Raw genomic sequence first — 23,979 nt, 5'->3', positions numbered from 1 at the left:
GATCACGCGGCCGGGCGGGTAGAGGCGGCCGTGACGAGGTCCTTGATCTCCAGCGCGGCGGCGCGACCGGCGCGGTTGGCGCCGACGGTGCTGGCGGAGGGGCCGTAGCCGACGAGGTGGATGCGGGCATCGCTGACGACGCGGGTGCCGTCCATGCGGACGCCGCCGCCGGGTTCGCGCAGGTGGAGCGGGGCGAGGTGGCCCAGGGCGGCACGGAAGCCGGTCGCCCACACGATGACGTCGGCGGGCTCGACGGCGCCGTCGGCGAACTCGACGCCGGACGGGACCAGCCGGGCGAACATCGGCCGCGGGTTGAGCACGCCCTTCTCCATCGCCTCGCGGACGACGGAGGTGTAGCCCAGCCCGGTGACGGCGACGACGCTCAGCGGCGGGAGGCCGGCCCGGACCCGGGCGTCGACGTCGGCGATGACGGAGCGGCCGTCGTCCGGGGTGAAATCGCCCCCGCGGAACTCCGGCGGCCGCCGGGTCACCCAGGTCACCGATGCGGCGACGTCCGCGACCTCGGAGAGGACGTGCGCGGCCGAGTGCCCGCCGCCGACGACCACCACGCGCAGCCCGGCGAAGGCCGAGGGTCCGCGGTAGTCCGACGAGTGCAGCTGCCACCCGCGAAACGACGACGCGCCCGGGTAGTACGGCCAGTGCGGGCGGGTCCAGGTGCCGGTCGCGTTGGCCACGGCCCGCGCGGTCCACGTCCGCCCGTCGGAGCCGGCGACCCGCAGGCGACCGTCGGGCAGGGACGACACCGAGGTCACCGACACGGGGCGCAGGACGGGGAGGGAGAACTGCCGCTCGTAGCCGGCGTAGTACCGGCCGACGATCTCGGAGGCGGGCAGCGCTGGGTCGTCTGGCGAGGCGGCACGGTGCGCGCCGGGAAGGTCGAACACTCCGTGCACCTTCGCCATCGTCAGCGTCGGCGGCCGCGACGCCCACGCGCCGCCGGGCCGGGCGGCGCCGTCGAGCACGACGAACGACAGGCCCGACCGGCGCAGGTGGTACGCCGTCGACAACCCCGCCTGGCCGGCTCCGATCACCACCACGTCCATACAGACGTCAACCAGGGCCGGCCGGGAAACCATCCTCGAAGGGGTGCCGTGCGGCGAAGCCGAACAGCCGCGAGGCCGCCGACGTGTCGATGGGGACGGCGCGGCCGGGCAGCGGGCGGCGCAGCTCGACCCCGGGCAGATACCGACGCAGCAGGTCAGCGGTCGGCATCGGCACCAGCGTCTCCGGCGCCGCCACCAGCACGACGTGCGCGGCGCCGTCGTCGACGGCCAGCGCGTCCAGCGCGGCCAGCGCCGCGTCGCGCACGTCGAGGTACGACCACAGGTCGCGCACCCCGCGCGCCGGATCCTCGCGCAGAGAACCCGCGTGCGCGGCCAGCCGCTCGTCCACGCCGCCGACGAACGGGTACCGGATCGCGACCACGGTGAGCCCGTGCCGCCGCGCCATCATCGCCGCGGTCAGCTCGTCGGCCTGCTTGGACAGCCCGTACGGATCCTCGACGACGGCCGGCAGCGCCTCGTCGACGGGCAGGTAGGCCGGCGGGATCAGCGCCCGCGACCACGGCAGCCCGGTCGCGCCGTACGAGCTCGCGATCACCGCCCGCCGCACCCCCGCCTCACCCGCCTCCTCCAGGACGGTGTACGTCGCGCGGGTGTTGCCGGCGAACACCTCGACGGGGGTGTCGTAGTGCGGCGCGGGGCGGGCAGCCAGGTGGATGACGGCGTCGACGTCAGTCACCGCGGCACGCACGGCTACGACGTCCTCGGCCGACCCCACGACGACCCGCTCCGCCGGCAGGTCGCCGGGGTCCTCCAGCACCAGCGCGGTGGCGGCGACCCCGCGCGAGGCCAGCAGATCCAGCACGGCCCGGCCGATGCGCCCGGCCGCGCCGGTCACCAGCACCTGCTTCACGGCGCGTACGCCCGCAACGCGACGACGTGCGCGGCCGGCGCGCCGTTGCTCGCCGTCACGGTCACCCGCAGCGCGGTGCACGTCACCGGCGACGCCAACTCGTGCACCCGCCGGCGTCGCCGGTTGTCGACGACCGACGCGACCGGCGCCCACGAGCCGGCGACCAGCGCCTCGACGACGTAGTCGCGAACCAGCGGCGGCGGCACCGGGTACGGCGTGCGGTGCCGATGCAGGTTGATCAGATCCTCGTCGACGTCGTCGTCGCCGATCAGTTCGACCCGGCCGATCGTCACCGGCGCCGGCCAGGTCAGCCGCAGCCAGGCCGGCAGCCCCGACGACACCCAGGTGTGCGGCCCGGCGTGCGGCCGCAGGAGCCCGTCGACGGCCTTCTCGGGCGTGAACGCCGAAGTGGCCCCGGCGCGGAAGCAGAACGTGCGCCGCAGCAGGTCCCGGTTGGTCCACTCGCGCAGCGGCTGCGGGCGCTCGTCCTGCGGCCGCAGCGGGCGCCGGGTGAAGCTCAGCACGCCCGGCGTGGGCCGGTCGGCGACGTACAGCGCGACCGACGACGACGCCTTCACCAGCACGAACGCGTTGCGTGGCGTCGTCGGCGACCAGTCGAGGTCGAGCCGCACCCATTGCTTCGACCCGGCCGGCACCGGCACCGTCGCCGACGTCACCAGCGTCCGCGGCACGTAGTTCTGCCCCGGCCCGGGGTCGTACAGCTCGACGGTGAGCGACGTGTCGCGCTCGGCGTCGGCCAGCAGCTCCAGCACCGGCAGCGCCGGGTCCACCGGCAGCACCAGCCCGGCGTCGGCCTCCAGCGGCCAGCGCGCCGACCCGTCCTCGACCTCCAGCGACGCCAGCGCCCCGGACGCCGTGACGGTCGCGGCGCCGGCGAGGTCCGCGGCATCGACCAGCGGCAGCCCGACGATCGACGCGTCCTGCCGCAGCAGCGTCCGCTGCAGCTCGCCGACGTCGACCGACCGCGGCGGCACACCGCCGGCGACGCTCAACGCCGCCGCCGTGCCGGCCGCCTCGCCCATGACCGCGGTGGTCGCCTGCACCCGCGTGGTCCCGAACGCGACGTGCGACGCGGACACGTTCCGGCCGGCCAGCAGCAGGTTCGTCACGTTCTTCGAGTACAGGATGCGGTACGGGATGTGGTAGATGCCGTCGGCGTAGCGCTGCTTGGCGCCCTCCTCCTGCGCGTACATGCCGCCGGGCGGGTGCAGGTCGATGGACCAGCCGCCGAACGCGACGCGGTCGTCGAACTCGGTCTGCCCGAGCACGTCGTGCTGCGTCAGCACGTAGTCGCCGATGAAGCGGCGGTACTCCCGCTTCCCGGGCACCGCTCCGACCCACTCCAGCGTGAGGGTGTCCGCGTCGTAGGCACCGGAGTTCTTGATGTGGTCCCAGATCCCGTAGACGACGGCCCACAGCTCGTCGCGGATCGCCTCGTTGTCATGGACGGTGTCCAGCTCGCCGCCGAACTCGATCCACCAGTAGGCGCACCCGTTGTCCTCGGCGCGGATGATCCGCCGCGCCGGTATCGACGTGGCGGTGATGTCCTTGGTGAAGTCCGGCGGCACGAACCGGACCGGCTCGCCGGCGTCCTTGGAGTAGAACAGCAGCGTGCTGCCGAGCGTGATGTCGTCGGCCACCTCCGGCGCCCACGGCTCGTCGTACTCCGACCGCGCCTCGCGCCCCAGACGGAACGAGGCGCCGGCCAGCGCGCCGACCAGGCCGTCGCCGGTGCAGTCGAGGAACACCGGCCCGGTGAACGTCGTCAGCAGCTCCGACCCCATGGTCCAGCCGGTCGCCGACTCGACCCGCCGTGCCTCCGGCGACCCGGACGCGGCCACCTCACGCACGTCGGTGTTGAGGTACAGCGAGATGTTCGGCTCGGCCCGGACGGCGTCGAGCACGACCGCGTCCCAGTAGTACGCGTTGCCCTCGGGGTTGCGGTACTGGTTCTCGACGAACAGCTCGCCCATGATGCCGGTCTCGCGGGCGTGGTGGTTGCGGCCGTGCGCCGTCGCGCCGACCACCCACACCCGGATCTCGCTGGAGGAGTTGCCGCCCAGCACCGGGCGGTTGTTGATCAGCGCGACGGAGCGCCCGAGGCGGGCGGCGGCGATGGCGGCGCACACGCCCGCCAGCCCGCCGCCCACCACGGTGACGTCGTGCCGGACCTGTTGTTCCCGCATCAGCCCTCCACTGGACGGTGAGTGATCGACGAGACCCGGCGCTCCGGCTGGTCGCCGAGGCCGTAGTAGACGCGCGGCGTGCCGTCCAGGACGACGTCGACGGTGCCGCGCGACCCGGTGACGCCGCGCTCGCGGCCGAGCACGTCGACCTCACGCAGCCGGGCACCGCGGAACGCGACGTCGGTCTTGGTCGGCCAGTCGTCCTCCCACGCCTCCGGGTGCGCGTAGTACGGGCTGGCGTCGTCGTGGTCGGCGTTGAGGAAGTAGCCGTCCTTGCGGGTCCACAGGACCGACATCGGCCCGTCCGGGGTGTCGAACTGCAACCCCTTGACGTCCGGATCGGAGAACGACAGCCAGCGGACGAACTCCGCGCCCTCGAGGACGCGGGTGGCGGTGGCGTACGCGAGCAGCGACGGCTTCACGCTGGTGTCGCGGTTCATCAGTCCGAAGTGGTACTCCGGGTTGGTCGGGTTGGCCTTCTGCGGCTGATGGATGATGCTGTCGTGCAGCTGGTACCAGTTGACGCCGTCGACCCCCTCTGACTTCGCCAGCGCGAGCGTGAGCAGGACGTTCTCGGCCGACTGGCGCATGGTGTCGTTCCACCAGTGGTTCGGCCGGGTGCACGAGTAGGCCTCGGTCAGCCACAGCTCCTTGTCGCCACCATACTCGTCGAGCCGCCGCCGGGCCTCGCGCAGGCCGCCGAGGAAGTTCCAGTAGCTGCCGTTGCTGCCCTGTTCCCACTCGTCCGGCGTCGGCGCGTAGTCGGGGGTGAAGTTGCCGCGCCCGGGGTGGAACGCGAACACGTCGATGAGGTCCCAGCCGCCGTTGGCGTGGAAGTTGTCCAGCCAGTTGACGTCCATGCCGCCGAGGCCGGTGTTCATCACCTTGACGTCGTAGCCGACCTCGGCCAGCCGCTCGACGACGGGACGCAGGCCGTCGCGGATGTACTCCTCGGTGAAGCGGCCGGACATCCACGGCTGGTTGCGCTCGTTGTCGACCTCGAAGTAGTGCGCGCCGGCGTCGACGACGACGTCCACGAGTTCGGCCGCCCAGGCCTTCACCTCCTCCGGCGACGCGTCGAACACGACGTCGCCGTGCTGGATGTTCGGCATGATGCCCATGGCCTCCAGCTCGGCCGGCGCGATGCCGGGCGCGCCGTTGTAGGCGATGCGCACCGACGCGACGCCGATGCGCTTCAGCAGCGCGGCGACGTCGTCCTTGCTCGGCTGCAGCAGCCACGGGTAGTTCGCGATGCCGAACATCCCGCCCGGCTGGTACTGGTACTGGCGCAGCGACGCCAGCGTGGTGCGGGCGAACGCCTCGTCGTCACCGGCGGCGACGCGGACCTCGACGAACACGATGCCCTGCTGCGGCGACGGGAACTCGACGCTGCGCTGGGCGACCCCGCCGGCGTCCAGCCGCAGCGTCTCCTGCCCGCTGGCGACGACGGCGCCGTCGAAGTCGCGGCCCCACCAGCTCAGCTCGACGTCGCGCGCGGCGGCGCCGCCGTTGACGGCCTGCGCGTGCACCGTCATGCGGTGGCCGGCGCCGTCCCACAGGTTGAACGGCTGGTCGGTCCAGATGTCGATGCCGAGCGGACGGGCCTGGGCCAGCGCGTTCGCCGCGGCCGGGCGCAGGTCGCCGATCACCACGTCGACGTCGTGCACCAGCACGTTGCCGTCGTACTTCCCGGCGACGTGCACCCAGTCGCCGGCGCTCCAGGCCGGGTTGCTGTCGGCGATGCGCAGGAACCCGGCGGTGTCGGGCCAGCTGCGCGCGTAGATGACGCCGTCGTTGGTCTCGTACGGCACGCCGCCGCCGCCGTCGCGGTTCCACCGGGTCAGCGCACGGGTGCTCTCCGGCCCGGCAGAGCCGATCGCGACGCGGTGGAACTGCGAGTTCAGGTACATCTCGTTGCCGCTGGTGGCCTCCCAGCGCGCGTGCAGCCGGCGCGCGGTGACGTCGAACGTGCCGCGGACGGCGATGCCGACGCCGGTGCTGCCCATCCGGTAGTCGACGCGGATCGCCGGGCGCCCGTCCGGCAGCGTGATCGCCGACGGCGTCCCGCTGAAGGTGCGCTGCTGCCCGAGCACGGTGTCCTTGACCATGAAGTGCGCCAGCCGCAGCCGCTGCGCGCCCGTGCCGTCGGCGACGACCACGGCGCCGTCCGTCCCTGCGGTGACGACGATGCCGTCGGCGCTGATCGTGACCGGCTCGGCGGCGGCCGCGCGGGTGGCCACGGCGGGCAGCAGCCCGGCGCCGACGGCCACCGATCCCGCGGCGCCGACGAACGTCCGGCGGGTCAGGTGGTGCTCAGCCATGTCAGGTCCCTTCAGTTCACGGGGTAGGTGTCGGTGGTGGTGAGGTCGAGGCCGACGAAGATGCGCGGCGCGCCGTCGAGGGTGACGGTCACCCGGCTGCCGGCGGCGGTGTGCAGGGTCTCCTGGCCGATGCTGTTCAGCTCGCGGACGGTGGTCGTCGCCGCAGGGGTGGGCAGCGACACCGGGGTCTTGGTCGGCCAGGGGTCCAGCCACGGCTCCGGCGTCCGGTAGTACGCCGCGTTGCCGGGGTCGCGGCGGGCCGGGTCGTTGTTGAGGACGTAGCCGTCGCGCCGCGTCCACAGCACCGAGAACCGCCCGGTCGGCGTCGTGAACAGCAGCCCCTTGACCTCGGGGTCGGAGAACGTGACCCGCCCGAGGTAATCGGCCTGGTCGAGGAACCGGGCCGCAGTGGCGAACGCCAGCAGCGACGGCTTCGGGCTGCGGTCGCGGACCAGCAGGCCGAAGTGGTACTCGATGTCGCCGGGGTCGGCCTCCCTCGGCTGCTGCTCGATGCCGTCCTCGAGCGTGTACCAGGTGACGCAGCGCACCCCGTGCGCCTTGGCGAACATCAGCTGGAGCAGCACGTTCTCCGCCGCGTGCCGGTAGGTGTCGGTCCACCAGCGGTTCGGCTGCGTCGAGGCGTACGCCTCGGTCAGCCACAGCTCCTTGCCGCCGTCGGCCGCCCGGGCCGCGTCGGCCTTGCGCAGCGAGCCGATGAAGTTCCAGAACTCCGGCTTGCGGGTGCCGTCGGGCCGCAGCCACGGCTCCGGCGGGCTGTAGTCGGCGACGTAGTTGCCCCGGCCCGGGTGGTACGCGAGCACGTCCACCTCGCTCCACCCGCCGGCCGCGCCGAACCCGTCCAGCCAGACCGAGTCGAGGCCGGCCAGCCCGCAGGTCATGACCTTGAACGTGGCGTCCGGCCGGGCCGCCATGGCGGCCCGCAGCGGGCGCAGCCCCGCGGTGACGTACTCAGCCGGCGTGCGTTCGGTCTCGATGAGGTTCAGCTCGTTGCCGCACTCGTAGTAGCGGGCGCCGGCGGTGACGCAGCGGGCGACCATGGCGTCGGCCCATGCGCGCTGGTCGGTGGCGGTCTTGCCGTACGGGATGCCACCGAGCTGGACGTTGTGCAGCAGCCCGTGGCGGTCGAGGTCGGTGGGCGGGATGCCGGGCGCGCCGTCGTAGGCGGTGCGGACCCACGTCATCCCGATCAGCTTCATCAGCGCGGCGGTCTCGTCCGGCCCCGGCCCGCTGAGCAGCCACGGGTAGTTCGACACGCCGAACCCGCTGGTCTCGCCGGCCTGGTAGGTGTGAGACGACAGCACGGCGAGGTTGGTCCGCGAGAACGCCATGACGCTCGCGTCGGCGGTGTCGGTGACCACGGCCTCGACGAACGCGATGTCGCGGCCGCCCAGGGTCACCTGGAACGTCGGGTTCCACACCGACCGCGCGGCCACGGACACCGGACCGGCCGACCCGCTCTGCACCGCGCCGTCCCAGGTCCGGGCGGTCCAGGCGAGGCGCACCTGCCGGGCCGTGGTCTCGGCGTTCACCACCTCCGCGCGCACCGTCTTCGCCCCGCCGGCAGGCCACACGTGGAACGGCTGGTCGGTCCAGAGCTCGACGCCCAGCGGGGTGACGATGTCGCGGGCGATGACGCCGGCCGCGTGCGGCCGCATCGAGCCGGGCACCAGCACCGCCTCGGTGACCCAGCCGCCGCCGGTCGCCGCCACCCCCGGCGCGTGCAGCCAGGTGTCGTCGCCGAACCCCTCCGTGCTGTCGCGCAGCCGCAGCAGCAGCCGGTTGTCGGCGTACGTCATCGCGTACCCGGCGCCGTGCGTGGTCTCGTACGGGATCCCGCCGCCGGCGTCGCGGTTCCACAGCGCGACCGGCCGGTACGTCTCGGTGCCGTCGACGATGGCGCGGGCGATCGCGAACTGGTCCGGCACCGCCTCGGCCCCGCTGACATCCCAGCGGATCCGCGCCTTGCGCAGCCCGGCGACGATCGACGCCGTCACCGTCACCCCCGGATGCTGGGTGACGTACTGGATCACCAGCTCGGTCGCGCTGGGTTGGCTCACCAGCGACGCGCCGAACGTTCGGGCGGTGTTCGAGTACTTGAGGTGCGTGATCGTCAGCCGGTGCACGCCGCCGGCGTCGAGCACCCGGATGGTGCCGGTGGCGGTGTCCGCGGCCACCCGGACGGTGCCGGCGGGGTCGGCGGCGGTGAGTTCCGCCGCCTGAGCGGTCGCCGGCAGCGTCGTCGCCAGCAGGCCGGTGCCGCCGGCCGCCAGCGAGCCGCGGACGAAGGTGCGTCTGGACAACTCGGGCATGGTGCGTCCCTCCTTCTTCGTCGAAGTGCGGAACGTGCGTCAGAGCACGGGCTCGGGCTGCCCCTAGCCCTTCACCCCCGTGAAACCGAGTCCGGCGACGATCTGGCGCTGGAAGGCCAGGAAGACGATCACCGGCGGGACCAGTGCGAGCACCATCGCGGCGATCAGCTGGTCCTGCGGCGCCTGGCCGGCCAGCACCGTCAGCGCGACGGCGATCGGCTGCTTCTGCGGGTCGGCGATCGCGACCAGCGGCCAGATGAAGTCCTTCCACGAGTGCATGACGGCGAGGAGGCTGATGACGGCGAGGATCGGCCGGCTCATCGGCAGCACGATGCTCCACAGCAGCCGCCAGGTGCCGGCGCCGTCGACCTTCGCGGCATCGAACAGCTCCCCCGGCAGCGCGTCGAAGAACCCCTTCGCCAGCAGCACGTTGAACGCGTTGGCGCCGGCCGGCAGCCAGATCGCCCAGTACGTGTTGGCGATGTTGATGCCCAGGAACGGCAGGTCGATGATCGTCAGGAACAGGCTGACCATCGACACCGTGTAGGGCACGAACATCGTCGCCAGGATCGCGCCGTACACGTACGGCCCGATCCTCGGCCGCAGCACCGACAGCGCGAACCCGGCGGTGGCGGCGACGAACAGCTGCACGGCCCACGAGCCGAGCACGATCCAGAAGCTGTTCAGCACGTACCGGCCGACCTGCAGGTCGTCCCACGCGAGCGAGAAGTTGCCCCACCGCGCGTCGCCCGGCCACAGCGCCAGCGGGTTCGTCACCAGCTCGGTCGGCGACGAGACCGCGCCCTTGGCCGCCCAGTACAGCGGCCCGAGGCCGATCAGGACCAGCGCGATCAGCGTGAGGGCGTGGACGGTGAACAGCGCGCCGCGGGTGCGCTGCCGGCGCCGGCTGGTCTCGGAGACGAATCCGCTCATGACTTGCTCCAGCTCCGGGTGGCCCGCAGGTACACCGCCGACATCAGGGCCAGCGCGAGGGCGAGCAGGAACGCCAGCGCCGCGGCCTGGCCGTAGTTGCCCTGCTGGAACCCGTACCTGAAGATCAGCAGAAGGACGGTCGTGGTGGCGTTCTGCGGCCCGCCGCCGGTGAAGACGTACGGCTCGGTGAACACCTGCACGGTGTTGATCAGCTGCCAGAGCAGCAGCAGGGCGATCACGGTGCGCAGCTGCGGCAGCATGACGTGCCAGATGCGCTGCCAGAGGTTCGCGCCGTCGATCTCGGCCGCCTCGTACAGCTCCTGCGGGATGCCGACCATCGCCGCCAGGTAGATGAGGACGGTGCCGCCCATGCCCGCCCACGTCGACTCGAGGACGAGGCTGAGCATCGCGGTGTCCGGCGACTCCAGCCATGGGTACGGGCCCAGCCCGACCTTGCCGAGCAGCTCGTTGAACAGGCCGGCGCCCGGGTCGTAGAACCACTTCCACAGCAGCACCGACACCACCGGCGGGATCACCACCGGCAGGTAGACGAGGAACCGGTACACCCCGCCGAGCCGGCGCACCGTCGACAGGACCGACGCCAGGATCAGCGGCGCCGGGAACCCGATCAGCACGCCCAGCCCGACGAACAGCAGCGTGTTCTGCACCGCCGTGCCCAGCAGCGGGTCGGCGAACAGCGCCTGGAAGTTGTCCAGGCCGACCCACTCGCTGGTGCCCATCAGGTCGGTCCGCTGGAAGCTGATGATCAGCCCGCGGACGATCGGCCACCACGCGAACAGACCGAAGATCACGATCGCGGGGAGCAGGAACAGCAGCCCGGCGAGCTCCCTGCGCCCGCCGGCCCGCCACCGGCGGGAGCGGGCGGCCCGGCCCTGCTGGGCCGCCTGCTCCTCGGTGGGACGGGTGACCGTCGCCGTCGTCACTGGATCGAACCTCCGGATTACTGTGCGGCCGCGAGCTGGCGGTTGGCCTCGTCCTCGGCCGACGCCAGCAGCGCGTCGATGTCGGCGTCGGCGTCGGTCAGCACGGCCTGCACGACCGGGTCGAGCACCTGGTAGAGCGCCTGCGCGTTGAGCGGCGGCTCCGGCTTCAGCTCCAGCTCCGGCGTGCCGGTCAGGTACGGCTGGAAGTTCTCCAGCTCGACGTTCACGAACGGCGCGATGGCATCGTTGATCAGCTGCTGCTGCGCGTCGTCGAACATCGGCAGCACCGGGACGCCGACGGCGGCGGCCGGGTCCTGCGCCAGCGCCTCGGCCTCGGCGGCCGCGGTCTCCGGGTCGTACTGCGGCTCGGCGTAGTAGAACACCATCCACTTCACCGCGGCCGCGGCACGGTCCTCCGGCACCGACGCCGGGACCATGAAGATCTCGCCGCCGCTCATCGTGGCGTCGCCGCCGGCCTGCGGCATCGACGTGACGCCGTAGTTCGCGGTCTCCTCCATGCCGAAGTTCTGCTTGGCCACCCGGTAGGTGCCCGGCGTGCCCATGAACATGCCGACCTGCCCGGCGGCGAACTGGCGGATGACGTCGTCCTGGTTGAGCAGCTGCGTCTCGCCCATCGACTGGTCGGTCCAGCGCATCTCGCGCAGCAGTTCCAGCGAGTCGCGGACGGCGTCGTTCTGGAAGTCCGCGACGTAGGTGTCGCCGTCGGGCTTCTCGAGGTCGCCGCCGTGCGCGTACGCCAGCATGGTCAGCTGCCAGCCGCCGGTGCCGTCCTTGGACTCGTGCACGAAGCCGGCCGCACCGGTGGCGGCGCTGATCGCCTGCGCGGCCGTACGGACGTCGTCCCACGTCGCCGGCGGGGCGTCGGGGTCGAGGCCGGCCTGCTCGAACAGCGCCCGGTTGTAGACCAGGCCCAGCGCGAACGGCGAGCGCGGGATGCCGTAGACCTCGCCGTCGGCGTCGGAGATCGGCTCCAGCACCTGCGGGTTGATCTCGTCGGCGTGCTCCCACTCGTCGAGGTATTGCGTGATCGGCTGCACCTGCCCACGCTGGATCAGGCCCTGCGGCTCGGTCAGCGGGACCCGGATGACGTCCTCGACGCCACCGCCGGCCAGCAGCGCGGAGAACGTCTGCGGGTCGTACTCGTTGGTGGACGCCTCGATCGTGATGTCCGGGTTCTGCTCCTCGAACTCGGCGATCTTCGCGTTGAACTGGTCCTGCCCGGCCTGGTCGGTGCCCGGCGGCAGGCCCTGGACGCGGATGGTGACGGTGCCGCCGTCGCCGCCGCTCCCGCCGGCGTTGTCGTCGCTGCCGCAGGCGGTCAGCAGGCCGGCGCCGGCGATGCCGCTGAGCAGCAGCGCGGCGACGCGCGACAGGCGTGGTGTGGCCATGGATGTCATGTGCGCTCCCAAGGACTTCCTCGTACCTGGAGGTGGAGGGTGCCGACGATGCGTCGGCGGCTACTGCTGCGGATCGCGCCGGACCGGCCCGGTCGTGCCGCGGGGTATCAGCCGCGACCCGATCTGGACCACCGGCGTGGCAGGCGGACGTTCGTGGACCAGGCCGATCAACAGGTCGACCGCGCGGCTGGCGATCTCGTCCGGGTCGATGCGGATGGTGGTCAGGGACGGCGTGGACACCGACGCCAGCAACGTGTCGTCGATGCCGACCACGCTGATGTCGCCGGGCACCGAGGCGCCGAGTGCGGCGAGCTGGTGCAGCACGCCCATCGCGACGAGGTCGTTGTGCGCCAGCACCGCGGTCGCCTGGTGGGCGAGGACGAGCGGCGCGGCGTGCACCCCGGTCTCGAACCGGGGCTCGTACGGGCCGATCTCGACCAGCGACATGCCGTGCGCGTCGAACGCCTCGCGGATCGACTTCGACCGCGACTGGTCGGGCCGGTTGCCGTTGCCGTCGACGAAGACGCACCGCTGGTGGCCGTACGCCTTGAGGTGCTCGGTGGCCTGGGCGATGCCGTCGGTGAGCGAGACGTGCACCTCGCTGACGCCCGGGACCTGGCGGTTGACCAGCACGACGGGCATCCGCTCGGCCAGCTCGGCGAGCCGGTTCTCCGGCAGCATCGACGCCCAGAGGACGAGGCCGTCCACCTTCTTCGACACCGCGGCGATGGTCTCGAGCTCGTCCGCCTCGCGCTCGTCGCTGTCGGCGACCAGGAGGGTGTAGCCCTGCCGCTTCGCCCGCTCCTGCATCGCCTTGAAGATCGGCGGGAAGAACGGGTTGGTGATATCGGGGATCAGCAGCCCGAGCGACTCGGTGCGACCTTCACGCAGCGACCGCGCCGCCGGGTTGGGCGTGTAGCCCAGGCGTTCGGCGGCGGCCACGACCCGCTGCCGGGTGGCGGCGTTGACGAGGTCCGGTGTGTTCAGCGCGCGGGACACGGTCGAGACGGACACCCCGGCGGCCTTGGCGACCGAGCCGATCGTGACGGCCATGTGGCTCCTCCTCGACACTGCGGTGGACTGATGACGCGGCGGCAGCATTGCAAACGTTTCTGATGTGTGTCAAGAGGTATCTATGCAGTGAACTCGGACGTACGCTACGGTACTGACCGCCGCGATGAGTGATTTGCGGGATCGTTTTCACAGCAGCGAAGGGACGCCGTAGCCCATGAAGATCACCGGGTGCGAAGTGCTCACCCTCCCCGACCACGGCGACAGCATGATGCTGGTCGTGGTCGACACCGACGAGGGCATCCACGGCCTGGGCGAGGTCGGCATCCGGACCCGGCAGGGTGCTGTCGCAGGCGGCATCGAGCACCTGGCGGAGCTGATCGTCGGCGAGGACCCCACCCGCATCGAGCACCTGTGGCAGGTCATGTTCCGGCGCGGCTTCTTCCCGTCCGACCGGTTCCTCTCCGCCGCGATCGCCGCCATCGACGTCGCGCTGTGGGACATCCGCGGCAAGGCGCTCGGCGTCCCGGTGTACGAGCTGCTCGGCGGGCAGGTCCGCGACGCCGTGCCGTGCTACGTCCACGTCGGCGACCAGTACCGGGAGTTGCCGGCGTTCCTCGACCGGTGCCGGCAACTGGTCGAGGAGGGCTGGCGGCACCTGCGCTTCGCCGCGCCGCACGACGACGGCGTCCTGGACCAGCGGGCCAGCATGCGCGCGTCGATCGCCATGATGCACGCCGCCCGCGAGGCGCTGGGTGATGAGATCGAGCTGATCCTCGACGTCCACACCCGGCTGGACCCGCCGGAGGCGGTCACGCTGTGCCGCGAGATCGAGGCGACCCGGCCGTACTTCGTCGAGGACCCGCTGCGGGCGGAGTCGCTGGACAGCTACGAGATGCTGCGCCTGCGCACCGGGGTGCCGCTGGCCACCGGCGAGGTGTACGGCTCGAAGTGGGAGTTCCAGCGGCTGATCGAGCGCGACCTCATCGACTACGCGCGGGTCGACGTCGCGGTGGCGGCCGGGCTGACGGAGGCGAAGAAGATCGCCGCGCTGGCCGAGACGCACTACGTCAAGCTGGCCACCCACAACCCGCTCGGCCCGGTCACGGCCGCCGCGTCGTTGCACCTCAACCTGGCCTGCCCGAACGTCGGCGTCCAGGAGCACCAGGTGGCGCCGGAGCCGGCCACGGCCGCGCTGTTCACCGTCCGCCCGACGGTGCGCCCCGGCTGGGTGGAGCGCAGCGAGGCGCCCGGCCTCGGCGTCGACATCGACCGCGCGGCGGCCCGTGAGCTGCGCGCCACCCCGGCCGAACGGCCGCACCTGCGCACCCCGGACGGCGCCTACACGAACTGGTGAGCCGGGGGCGCCATGGCTCTGGCAGGATCGTGACGTGGAGATCGGCGCGGTGACGGGCGAACGGACGACTCTGCGGCCGTGGCGCGCCGACGACGCCGCCTGGTACGTCGCGGCCCGCGACGACCAGGTCCTCGCCTTCACCACCGAACGGGCCGACCTCACGGTCGCCGAGGTCGTCGCGGCCATCGAGGCCGCACACGCGAGCGACTCGACCGCGGCGTTCGCCATCGAGGACGAGCACCACCGCCTGGTCGGCAACCTCGCCGCCGAGATCACCGGCGACACCGCAGAGATCTCCTACTTCCTCGCCCCCGACGGCCGCGGCCGCGGCCTGATGATCGACGCCATCCGCACGTGGTCGGCTGGCTCCGGTCGCAGCCGGTCACCACGGTCCGGGCCGTCACCGCCCGCGGCAACGACGCGTCGGCGGCCGCGCTCGTCCGCGCCGGCTTCCAGCCGGCCGGTGAGACCGAGCATCCGCGCCTCGGGCCGTCGACACGATGGGAGCTCGGGTTGGCGCCCGCATGAGCCCGGCTCCGGTGCTGAGCGCCGCCGGGCTGCGCAAGACCTACGGTGAGCTGGTGGTCGTCGACGACCTCACGTTCGACGTCCCGGGCGGCGGCGTCGTCGCGTTGGTCGGCCCCAACGGCGCGGGCAAGTCGACCCTGCTGGAGTGCCTGGCCGGCGCCGCGCCACTCGACGCCGGGGCCATCGCCGTCGGCGGCGTGCGGTCGGACCCGTCGTCGGCGGCGCACTGGCGCCAGGTGTTCGGCATCCTCGACGACTTCACGTGGCTGCCGGACCTCACCGTGGCCGACCACCTCGTCCTCATGTCCGGCGACCGTGGCGCCGAGGCGGTCGACGCTGCGCTGGAGCGCTTCGGCGTGGCCGGCCAGCGCGACCGGCTGCCGGAGTCGCTGAGCGCGGGCCAGCGGCGCCGGGCGGCGCTGGCGGCCGCCCGGGTGCGGCCGTGGCGGGTCCTGCTGCTGGACGAGCCCGAACAGCACCTCGACGCCGACGGCATCGACCTGCTCGCCGACGAACTGGTGTCGATGGCGACGCCCGATCGCTGCATCCTGCTGTCCAGTCACGCCGCCGGCCTCGTCGACCGCCTCGGCTGCCCCGTCCTCGACCTGACCCGGTCGGGCCGGACGTGAGGCCACGCACCGCCACCGGCTGGTACGAGCTCGCCATCGGCGCCGCCCTCACCGCCATGGTGCTGTACGCCGTCGGCGCCGGCGGCGTCCCGCAGGTCCTGGCCCGGGCCGAGGACCGCGGGCACTCCCCCGGCTGGGTCGCCGCGTCGCTGCTGTGCTTCGTCGTCGGCGCCTGGATCGCCGGCTGGTACTTCGCCGGTCCGCTCGCCGTCCCCGCGGCACGCCTGCACTGGCTGATCGGGCGCGAGCACCCGGCGCGGCTGCTGCGCCGCGCGGCGGTCCAGGTCCTGCTGGTGTCGGCCGCGCTCGCGACCGTCGTCGCCGTCGTGGCCGGCCTCGCGCTCGCCTCCGTCGGGCTGCCCTCCGTCGTCCCGGCGCTGGCCGTCTGGGTGGCGCTCGTCGTCCTGGTCCTCGTGACGATGCACCTGCAGCGCCGCGACCTGGACGGGCCGGCCCGGTGGACGGCGTTCGCGGCCGGCGCGGCCGGGGTGGTCGTCGCGGCCGGGGAGGCCTGGGGACCGGCCGGGGTGGCGGCCGCCGGGGCGATCGCCGGTGGCGGCGCCCTCGGCAGCGCCGTCAGGCGCGGTGCCCGCAGCCGGCGCGGAGTGACCGCCGAGCTGACGCCGCGCTGGCAGCTGCAGCGTGGCGCCCGGCACCGCTGGGCGGTGAGCGCCGGCTTCACCCTCATGGAGGGCGAGGTCGTGCGCCTGGCCCGGCAGCGCGACCAGAAGTCGCGCAGGCGGCCGGTTCCGGCCGCGGTGTACCGCCTGCCGCGACCGCTCGCGCTGGGCGCGGTGGCTCTGCTGCGCAGCGCCCGGCCGGTGGCGGCCATCGGCGTCCTCGCGGTGCCGCTCGCCTTCGCCACCTACGACGTCCTCGGCGCCACCCCGGCCGTCGTGGTCGTGGCGCTGGCACAGTTCGCCCTCGTCATGACGACGGCGCGGGCCGCGGAGGCCTGGCTCGCCACCGAGCAGCTGCCGCGCGTCTGGGGCATCGGCACGCACGAGGCGGCGGCCGCGCTGGCCGCGCCGTGCGTCGTCGTGGGCCTCGTCCTCGCCGCCACCGCCGTCGCCGGGTTCTCGCTGCCGCCGGTCGCGGGAGTGGCGCTCGCGACGCTACCGGTCGCGATCCTGCTACGGCGGCGGTCCGCACGGCGGCCCGTCGCCGGCCTCACGCTGGTCTCGACCCCGATGGGCGCCGTGTCGGTGCAGTCGCTCAACAAGGTCGCCGCCGGACCGGACGTCGTCCTGCTCACGATCCTGCTCGCGGACGGACTCGGCGAGAAGTAGTTCGTCCGATTGAGGCTCTCCGCTCCGGTTCGGGATGCGTACAACACCAGGCGTTCTCCCGCTCTACCAGGCATGCATGCCTCGTGATGCACCAGAACGCCTCATGATGGCCCGACTCAGCGGTGCCTGGTGCTAGTCCAGCGCGGTGATCACGGCGTCGACGTTGAACCAGGCGCAGGCCCCGATGACGACGGCGAACGTGAACAGCCAGATGCCGCCGGGCACCACCGACCGGCGGCCCATGAGGTAGGCGTCGGACTGCTGGACGCCGCGGCCGCTGGTGTGCGCCCGGACGACGGCCCACAGGCCGCGCACCGCGCCCACCGTCAGCAGCCACGCGAACGCGTAGACGACCACCGTGCACAGCCATGCCGACCCGTACCAGCCGACCAGCCCGAACGCGGCCCCCGTCGTGAGCACGACGGCCACCGTCAGCCAGCTGCGCGACAGGAGGAACACCAGCGCGAGGCAGGCCACCAGGATGCCCAGCGCCAGCCGGGCCCACCCGTGCGCCGCCGCCCACACCAGCGCCCACCCGACGACGGCCGGCGCCGGGTAGCCCCACCACGTCGTCCAGAGTGTTCCCGCCGTGCTGTGCGACCAGAAGTTCGTCGCGCCGGACAGGTCGCCGCGCACCGTGACGCCACGCAGCCGGAACCCGGCGGTCAGCGCGGCGACGACGTGACCCAGCTCGTGCACGATCGTGACCGGGTAGCCGGCCAGCCGCCAGGCCGGCCCGTACACCGCCAGCACGACGCCGGCCAGTGCGAACCCCAGCACGACGGACGGCGGCATGGTCGCCAGCGTCTCGTCGACCCGCACGTTCGCGAACCAGTCACGCACGCCGCCGGTCATCCCGCCACTCGCCTCTGCCATCACCGCCCGACCCTACCCACGCCCTCCCAGAGGTCGTCGAACCCGTGGCAGACCTGCGGCCGGAAGGCCGGCAGCGCCGCCCGGAGCGCGCCGGTGCGGCCCGCTCGTCCGGCCCGGCGGCCCCCGGTGGTGCGGCGTCGCGCCTACGACCTCTCCTAGGGCTCGATCGGGCGCACCCGCTCGTGGTAGCGCTCCAGGATCATTCGGTTGTGCTCGTCGCCCGCCGCCAGGTTGGCGGAGAGGTAGACCGGCGGCCGTTCCCCCAGCTCCAGCAGCTCCCGGCAGACCAGCTCGGTGAGGATCTGCGCCGCCAGCACCCCGGTCAGCGACGACACCGCGCCGATCCGCACTCCCGGCGTCAGCTCGATGGCGGCATCGCCCTCCGGTGCGCCGTTGTCGATCACGACGTCGGCCAGATCGGCGAGGCGCGGCCCGTCCGTGCTCCGGGCCGCCGCCGACCGGGTGTGCGCCAGCGACGTGATGGCCACCAACCCGTGCCCGCGATCGCGCACCAGGTGCGCCATCTCGACGACGGCCGCGTTGATGCCGGAGTTCGACACGATGAGGAACACGTCCTGGGGCCGCGGCCGGGCCAGCGCGTAAATCCGGCCGGCCAGACCGGACTCGCGCTCGTAGGTCGGGTCGAGGATCGCTGCGGGATCCTCGCCCCCGAACATCACCAGGTCCTTCACGGCGAGCATGCCGACGGGCACCAGCCCGCCCGCCCGGCCGGCCAGCTCGAGCGTGACGATGCGCGAGTGGCCGGTCCCGAACGCCTGCAGCACGCCGCCGCCGGCGATCGAGGCCGCCACCATCGACGCGGCCTCCCGCAACGCGGGCAGCTGCGTCTCGACGACGTGCTCGACCAGCCCGGCGGCCCGGGCGGCGTACTCCGATGCGATCACGTGTTCTCCTCACCGTGTATGACGGACCGCGCCACCTCGACGGCGGCGTCGACGACCTGCTCGCCGCTGCCCGGCCGGACCGGGCTGACCAGCGTCTCGTACGTGGGCGACGTGCTCAGGCTGGGCAGGTAGCCGAGGTAGCCGTTGGCGTAGCCGAGGACGACGACGTCCGGCCCGGCGCCCGCGCGGATCGCCTCGCCCAGCTCCAGGAACAGCTCACCGGGGATCGCCACCAGTGTCACGCCGCCGAGCCGGACCGCCTGGAGGTCGACGTCGTACGGCTCACCACGGCGGCGGGCCGCGAGGTCCCGGGCGATGCGCCGGCCCTGCTCGAACACCTGCCGGGTGCGCGCGTCGACGGCGTCCGCGGCACTCGCCCGGGTCGCCGCGGTCACCTCCGCCGCGGTCTTCGGCGCCAGCCGCACCGGGTGCGACACCGGGGGCCGGACCGCGTCCGGGCCGGACTCGCGGGCCGGCTCGAGCCGCAGGTCGCCGGCCACCAGGCCCGCGAGCCGGTCCAGCTCCGCGGTGCCGCGGCCGCGGCGCGTGTGCCGGGTGCTGATGTCGCCGGCGGCGCCGGTCGCCGCGACCACCCATCGCCCCGGCGCCGCGAGGGCCCGGCGGATCGCCCCGGTCAGGTCGGCGCTGACGTCGCTGTTGCCGGCGGGCAGCACGGTGGGGTGCACCGGCGAGACGGTGACGACGCCGGCGATGCCCTGCGCGGTCGAGACCACCAGCGCGTCGACGGGGACGTCGAGCCGTTCCGAATCGCCGGCGGTACGCCGGCCGGCGAGACCCGCGACGTGCGCCCGCGTGCTGGTCAGCGTGGCCTCACGTTCGTCCGCGACGGCCGCCTTCGCCGCGCCGGCGGCGGCCGCGAGCAACCGCCGTCCGACGTCCGGCGGGGTCGCCTCGCCGCCCGGTGTGCAGCCGGCCTCCGGGCTCGCGTGCGTGTGCGTGGCGGCGACCCAGCACGAGTCGATCCCCAGCTCGCGCAGCGCGACCCGGATCCGTACCGCGATGTCGGCGTTCACGCAGATCAGGTCGGCCACGACCAGCGCGAACCGGTGCCCGCCGGCGGCGAACGTCACGGCGTGGACCTCCAGCGGGTCCAGCACGCCACCGACGCCGTGCGCCCGGTCGGCATAGCCGCCCATCGGCTCCCCCGGCAGCACGTCGAGCAGCACTGCCCCGTGCCCGATCCTCACCCGTCGTCCCCCGTCCGTCCTGGGTATCCGTGCTCGCGCAGGCGCTCCAGCACCCCCGCGTACGGCGCCTCGCCGCGCAGCAGCCGCAGGCCGCCGTCCAGCGACGAGCCGGCCGGCGCGACCAGCTCCAGCCCGCGCTCGCGCAGCCCGTCGCCCAGCCTCCGCCGCAGCGGCTCGCCGGCGTCGAGCAGCCGGCCGGACCAGGAGACCCGCGGGCCCGCGTCGGGTTGCCGGCCGGCGACCGACGCCGCGAGCGCGACCAGGTCGTCCACCGCCGTGCGGCAGATCGCCAGCGCGACGGCGTCGTGCTCGGCCGCCTCGACGACGACCGGCGCGAAACCGGCGATCCGCGCGACCAGCTCCGGGTCGCGGTAGAAGCGCTGCAGCGCGGCCAGGCCGGCGCCGCCCACGGCGTCCGGGAACGGCTCGGTGAGCGCGGTCGGCGGGCCGACGCCGTCGAGCGCCGCGGTCGCCGCCCGCAGCCCGGCCAGGCCGATCGCGTACCCGCTGCCGCGGTCGCCGAGCGCCGGGCCCCAGCCCTCGACCGTGCGGTACGTGCCGCCGGCGCCCATGGTCAGGACGTTCGTGCCGGTGCCGATGCACAGCACGGTGCCCGGTCCGGCCAGCGCCCCGGCGTGCGCCAGGTGCACGTCCTCGGCGACCAGCGCCGGGCCGCCGAACAGCTCGCCCAGCCGCCGCGCCAGCTCCCGCCGCGGGCCGGCGTCGCCGGGCACCGCCGTCAGCCCGGCGATCACGCCGGCCACGCGCTCCGGCAGGTCGACCCCGGCGGCCGCGGCGCGGACGGCGTCCGCCGTGCGCTCGACGCCGTCCTCGCCCGGCCGGTAGCTCATGCCCGGGCCGATCCCGGTCCGGCGCCGGTCGCCGGTCACCGCGAGCAGCCGGAGCGCCGACTTCCCCCCGTCGATGCTGATGAAGGTGTCCGTCACCGCGACATCCCCGCCGTGAGCCCGGTGATGATGTGCTTCGTCGCCAGCGCGAACACGATCGCCAGCGGCACCAGCGCGATGACCAGCCCGGCGAACAGCGTCGCCCGGTCGGCCGCGAACTCGCCGAAGAACCGGGTCAGCCCGACCGGCACCGTGTACTTCTCGTCGCTGCGCATGAGCACCAGCGGGTAGAAGAAGTCGTTCCACGTCGGCGCGAACTGGAACACGGTGACGACGGCGAGCGCCGGCCGCATGAGCGGCACCACGATCGAGACGAACATCCGCCCCTCGTTGGCGCCGTCGAGCCGGGCCGCCTCCTCCAGTTCCGTCGGGAGCCCGCGCATGAAGCCCATGATGACGAAGACGGAGAACGGGATGCCGCTGGCCGCGTAGAGCAGCACCAGGCCGAGGCGGCTGTCGATCAGCCCCAGCGACTGGTACATGTAGAAGACCGGCAGCAGCCCCAGCTTCGCCGGGATCATCAGCCCGGAGATGAACAGCGCGGCCAGCACCGCCCGGCCGCGGAACCGCCAGCGCGACAACGCGTAGGCGGCCATCGCCGACACCGTGACGCACAGCGTCACCGACGCGACCGTGACGAACAGCGAGTTCACGAAGTACGTTCCCAGCGACGCGGTCTCCCACGCCCGCTGGTAGTTCTCCAGGCCCAGCGACGTCGGCAGCCCGACCGGCTGGCGCAGGATGTCGGCGTTCGATCGGAACGAGCCGATCAGCACCAGCACCAGCGGGCCGAACGCGAGCGCGGCGTAGAGCCACAGCAGCAGCTGGACGCCGGCCCGGCGCAGGCCGCCGCCCGGCTGCGCCGCCCGCGGCCCCGGCCGCGCCGGCTCCGGCCGCGAGCGCCGTTTCGCGGGAGACAGCGTCGACGTCACGAGGTCACCTCCCGGCGGCGCAGGAACCGCTCGAGCACGATCGCGACGCCGAAGATCAGCACGAAGATCATCATGGCCAGCGCCGACGACTCCCCGATCGCGTTGGTGCCGCCCTCGAACGCGGTGCGGTAGTAGAGCAGGCCGAGCACGTCCATCGCGCCTCCGGGGCCGCCGTCGGAGCCGCCCAGCGCGTAGACCAGGTCGAAGATGTTGAAGCAGCCGATGAAGGTGAGCACCGTGATCACACCGACGGCCGGCCTCAGCAGCGGGAAGCGGACGCTCCAGAACGCGCGCGCCGACGAGGCGCCGTCCAGCGCCGCGGCCTCCTCCAGTTCCCGCGGGATCCCGCCGAGCGCGGCCAGGAAGATCAGCATCGGGCCGCCGATCCACTGCCACGCGTTGACGAGGATCAGCACCGGCAGCGCGGTGCCGGGGTCGCCGAGCCACGGCCGCGCCCACGAGTCCAGCCCGACCGACTGCAGCACGTAGTTGACCGGCCCGAACGACGGGCTCAGCAGCAGCGACCACAGGTAGCCGACGATCAGCGGGCTGATCAGGTACGGCAGCGAGAAGACCGTCTGGAAGAAGCGCTTGAACCGCGGGTTGCGGTACAGCAGCACCGCCAGGCCCAGGCCGACGGTGTTCTGGATCGCCATCGTCCCGACGAAGAACAGCACGTTGTGCCAGAGCGCGACCGGGATCTCGTCGCCCAGCGGGTAGCGGGTCAGCACCTCCTGGTAGTTGCCCAGGCCCGCGAAGCCGGCCCGCTGGGTGCCCTCCCAGTGGAAGAAGCCGTAGTAGAACGCGGTCACCAGCGGGACCACGATGAGCAGGCCGTACAGCGTCAGCGCTGGCAGCGTGAACCCGGCGATCCAGCCCAGGCCCGTGCGGCCGGCGCGGTACCGAGAGGCCCGCGCCGGCCGCCGTGGCCCGGACGTCACGACTGCGGCTCGAACCACTGGTCGACGCCCTGCTGGATGTGGCCCGCGGCCTCCTCGGCGGTGGCGCCGCCGAGGACGAAGTCGGACAGGGCCTCCGAGGCGAGGTCCCACGCCGTCGGCTGGTCGCTGGAGAAGTACGCGTAGGTGACGTACGGGCTCGGGTTGGCCAGATGCGCCTCGAGCGCCTGGGCGAGCAGCTCGTCGGCCGGCTCGATGCCGGGCACCGCGCTGATCTGGCGCAGCTCGTCGGTGAACGCCTGCCCGAACTCCTCGCCGGCCATCCACCGCACGAGGTCCAGCGCCGCCTCCTGGTCCGGCGACGCCGCCGACACGCCGAACGAGCCGTCGACGTAGCCGGGCACGAGCGTCTCCTGGACGGCCGCGCCGGGCGGCGGCGGGACGTTGAAGATGCCCAGCTCGAGGTCGGGGTTGGCCTGCGCGAACACGGCCAGCTCCCAGATGCCGCCCGGGAACATCGCCGCCTGGCCGGACGTGAACAACGCCTGCGCGTCGGCGTACGTCACGCCCTGGTACTGCGGCGCCCAGAACTCGCTGGTGCTCTGCCAGGTGGTCAGCGAGTCGAGCCACGGCTGGTCGGTGAAGCCGGCGGCGCCGGCGAGCATCTGGTCGAGATAGTCGTAGCCGCCGTACGTGCTCGCGCCGAAGATCTCGTGCTGGATCGGCAGCATCCAGGTGTCGGCGACGGTCGCCGCCAGCGGCGTGACGCCGGCCGACTGCAACGTGCCGAACGCCGCGATCATGTCGTCCCACGTCTGCGGTGCCGTGATGCCGTGCTCGTCGAAGATCGCCTGGTTGTAGATGACGTGCAGCGTCTGCAAGGCGAACGGCACGCCGTAGACCTGGCCGTCGGCGACGCCGCGGGCGCCGTCCATCACCGAGTCGGGGAAGTCGGCCAGCGCGTCGACCTCGTCGTCCAGCGGGACCAGGCTGTCCGCGGCGACCAGCGGCTGGAGCAGGCCGTACGACCGCAGCTGCGCGACGTCCGGCCCGCTGGCGTCACCGAGACCGGTGCGCAGGATGGTGTCGTACTCGTCGGCCTTGTACGGGACGTACTCGACGGTCACGCCCGGGTTCGCGTCCTCGTACAGCTGGAAGATCTTCTCGTAGGCGGCGACGTCCTCCTGCCGCCACCCCCAGACCTCCAGCGTGACCTCGTCGCCGTCCCCCGTCGTGCCGGAGTCGCCCTCCGACGCACTGGGACTGCATGCCACGAGGCCGAGCGTCAGCGTCCCGAGGATGGCGAGCGCGCCGCATCGTCTGCCGATCATGTGGGTCTCCTGGTCGGA

The 23,979-nt window shown here is 73.2% G+C and carries 20 protein-coding genes; 4 read left to right on the top strand and 16 right to left on the bottom strand.

From position 1 onward, the window contains the following. Positions 1-2 precede the first annotated feature (2 nt). The 9 genes from DZA62_RS28770 to DZA62_RS28730 all read right to left on the bottom strand — a co-directional run bounded on the left by DZA62_RS28770 (position 3) and on the right by DZA62_RS28730 (position 13,141). Positions 3-1,064, bottom strand: coding sequence for an FAD-dependent oxidoreductase (locus tag DZA62_RS28770; RefSeq protein ID WP_116952397.1), 1,062 nt, complete (start codon positions 1,062-1,064; stop codon positions 3-5). A 7-nt stretch (positions 1,065-1,071) separates the two neighbouring features. Next, positions 1,072-1,935 (bottom strand): NAD-dependent epimerase/dehydratase family protein, encoded by an 864-nt coding sequence (locus tag DZA62_RS36570; RefSeq protein WP_198664306.1) that lies wholly within the window; start codon positions 1,933-1,935, stop codon positions 1,072-1,074. After that, a complete protein-coding gene (locus tag DZA62_RS28760; protein WP_116952396.1) occupies positions 1,932-4,142 on the bottom strand; it encodes an FAD-dependent oxidoreductase in 2,211 nt (736 codons plus the stop codon). The genes DZA62_RS36570 and DZA62_RS28760 overlap by 4 nt, the downstream gene beginning before the upstream one ends. Continuing rightward, positions 4,142-6,463: a hypothetical protein gene (locus DZA62_RS28755; RefSeq protein WP_116952395.1), complete on the bottom strand. Its 2,322-nt coding sequence runs from the start codon at positions 6,461-6,463 to the stop codon at positions 4,142-4,144. The genes DZA62_RS28760 and DZA62_RS28755 overlap by 1 nt, the downstream gene beginning before the upstream one ends. An 11-nt stretch (positions 6,464-6,474) precedes the next feature. Further along, positions 6,475-8,784 (bottom strand): hypothetical protein, encoded by a 2,310-nt coding sequence (locus DZA62_RS28750; protein WP_157987971.1) that lies wholly within the window; start codon positions 8,782-8,784, stop codon positions 6,475-6,477. A 72-nt stretch (positions 8,785-8,856) separates the two neighbouring features. Beyond that, complete coding sequence (locus DZA62_RS28745) at positions 8,857-9,726, bottom strand: carbohydrate ABC transporter permease (RefSeq protein WP_116952393.1); 870 nt, start codon at positions 9,724-9,726, stop codon at positions 8,857-8,859. Beyond that, positions 9,723-10,670 carry a carbohydrate ABC transporter permease gene (locus tag DZA62_RS28740; RefSeq protein WP_116952392.1) on the bottom strand — a complete coding sequence of 316 codons (948 nt, stop codon included), beginning with the start codon at positions 10,668-10,670 and terminating at the stop codon, positions 9,723-9,725. The genes DZA62_RS28745 and DZA62_RS28740 overlap by 4 nt, the downstream gene beginning before the upstream one ends. Positions 10,671-10,687: 17 nt before the next feature. Continuing rightward, positions 10,688-12,079: an ABC transporter substrate-binding protein gene (locus tag DZA62_RS28735; protein WP_116952391.1), complete on the bottom strand. Its 1,392-nt coding sequence runs from the start codon at positions 12,077-12,079 to the stop codon at positions 10,688-10,690. Positions 12,080-12,148: 69 nt separating this feature from the next. Further along, positions 12,149-13,141, bottom strand: a complete 993-nt coding sequence (locus tag DZA62_RS28730) for a LacI family DNA-binding transcriptional regulator (RefSeq protein ID WP_116952390.1) — start codon at positions 13,139-13,141, stop codon at positions 12,149-12,151. A 175-nt stretch (positions 13,142-13,316) separates the two neighbouring features. On the opposite strand from DZA62_RS28730, the gene DZA62_RS28725 reads away from it, so the two are divergent. Genes DZA62_RS28725 through DZA62_RS28710 form a run of 4 tightly spaced genes read left to right on the top strand, consistent with a single transcriptional unit; the run spans position 13,317 to position 16,902 of the window. Further along, positions 13,317-14,456 (top strand): mandelate racemase/muconate lactonizing enzyme family protein, encoded by a 1,140-nt coding sequence (locus DZA62_RS28725; protein ID WP_116952389.1) that lies wholly within the window; start codon positions 13,317-13,319, stop codon positions 14,454-14,456. A gap of 34 nt (positions 14,457-14,490) precedes the next feature. Next, positions 14,491-15,033, top strand: a complete 543-nt coding sequence (locus DZA62_RS28720) for a GNAT family N-acetyltransferase (RefSeq protein ID WP_157987970.1) — start codon at positions 14,491-14,493, stop codon at positions 15,031-15,033. Further along, positions 14,981-15,613, top strand: a complete 633-nt coding sequence (locus DZA62_RS28715; RefSeq protein ID WP_157987969.1) for an ABC transporter ATP-binding protein — start codon at positions 14,981-14,983, stop codon at positions 15,611-15,613. Before DZA62_RS28720 ends, DZA62_RS28715 begins: the two co-directional genes overlap by 53 nt. Further along, positions 15,610-16,902 (top strand): hypothetical protein, encoded by a 1,293-nt coding sequence (locus tag DZA62_RS28710; protein ID WP_116952386.1) that lies wholly within the window; start codon positions 15,610-15,612, stop codon positions 16,900-16,902. Before DZA62_RS28715 ends, DZA62_RS28710 begins: the two co-directional genes overlap by 4 nt. Before the next feature lie 132 nt (positions 16,903-17,034). On the opposite strand, the gene DZA62_RS28705 is transcribed toward DZA62_RS28710, so the two are convergent. The 7 genes from DZA62_RS28705 to DZA62_RS28675 all read right to left on the bottom strand — a co-directional run bounded on the left by DZA62_RS28705 (position 17,035) and on the right by DZA62_RS28675 (position 23,961). Beyond that, positions 17,035-17,778: a M50 family metallopeptidase gene (locus DZA62_RS28705; RefSeq protein ID WP_116952385.1), complete on the bottom strand. Its 744-nt coding sequence runs from the start codon at positions 17,776-17,778 to the stop codon at positions 17,035-17,037. Between the two features lie 155 nt (positions 17,779-17,933). Beyond that, positions 17,934-18,683, bottom strand: coding sequence for a sugar isomerase domain-containing protein (locus DZA62_RS28700; RefSeq protein WP_198664305.1), 750 nt, complete (start codon positions 18,681-18,683; stop codon positions 17,934-17,936). After that, a complete protein-coding gene (locus DZA62_RS28695) occupies positions 18,680-19,891 on the bottom strand; it encodes a hypothetical protein (RefSeq protein ID WP_157987968.1) in 1,212 nt (403 codons plus the stop codon). The genes DZA62_RS28700 and DZA62_RS28695 overlap by 4 nt, the downstream gene beginning before the upstream one ends. Then, positions 19,888-20,838, bottom strand: a complete 951-nt coding sequence (locus tag DZA62_RS28690; protein ID WP_116952383.1) for an N-acetylglucosamine kinase — start codon at positions 20,836-20,838, stop codon at positions 19,888-19,890. Before DZA62_RS28690 ends, DZA62_RS28695 begins: the two co-directional genes overlap by 4 nt. Beyond that, positions 20,835-21,731, bottom strand: a complete 897-nt coding sequence (locus DZA62_RS28685) for a carbohydrate ABC transporter permease (protein ID WP_198664304.1) — start codon at positions 21,729-21,731, stop codon at positions 20,835-20,837. Before DZA62_RS28685 ends, DZA62_RS28690 begins: the two co-directional genes overlap by 4 nt. Further along, positions 21,728-22,672 (bottom strand): carbohydrate ABC transporter permease, encoded by a 945-nt coding sequence (locus DZA62_RS28680; protein WP_198664303.1) that lies wholly within the window; start codon positions 22,670-22,672, stop codon positions 21,728-21,730. The genes DZA62_RS28685 and DZA62_RS28680 overlap by 4 nt, the downstream gene beginning before the upstream one ends. Further along, positions 22,669-23,961 (bottom strand): ABC transporter substrate-binding protein, encoded by a 1,293-nt coding sequence (locus DZA62_RS28675; RefSeq protein ID WP_116952382.1) that lies wholly within the window; start codon positions 23,959-23,961, stop codon positions 22,669-22,671. The genes DZA62_RS28680 and DZA62_RS28675 overlap by 4 nt, the downstream gene beginning before the upstream one ends. Between the last annotated feature and the right edge of the window lie 18 nt (positions 23,962-23,979).

Source organism: Jiangella endophytica (genome assembly GCF_003427025.1).
GTDB lineage: Bacteria > Actinomycetota > Actinomycetes > Jiangellales > Jiangellaceae > Jiangella > Jiangella endophytica.
Note: the sequence above shows the minus strand (reverse complement) of the source record. Positions and strands in the feature narration are given on the sequence as shown.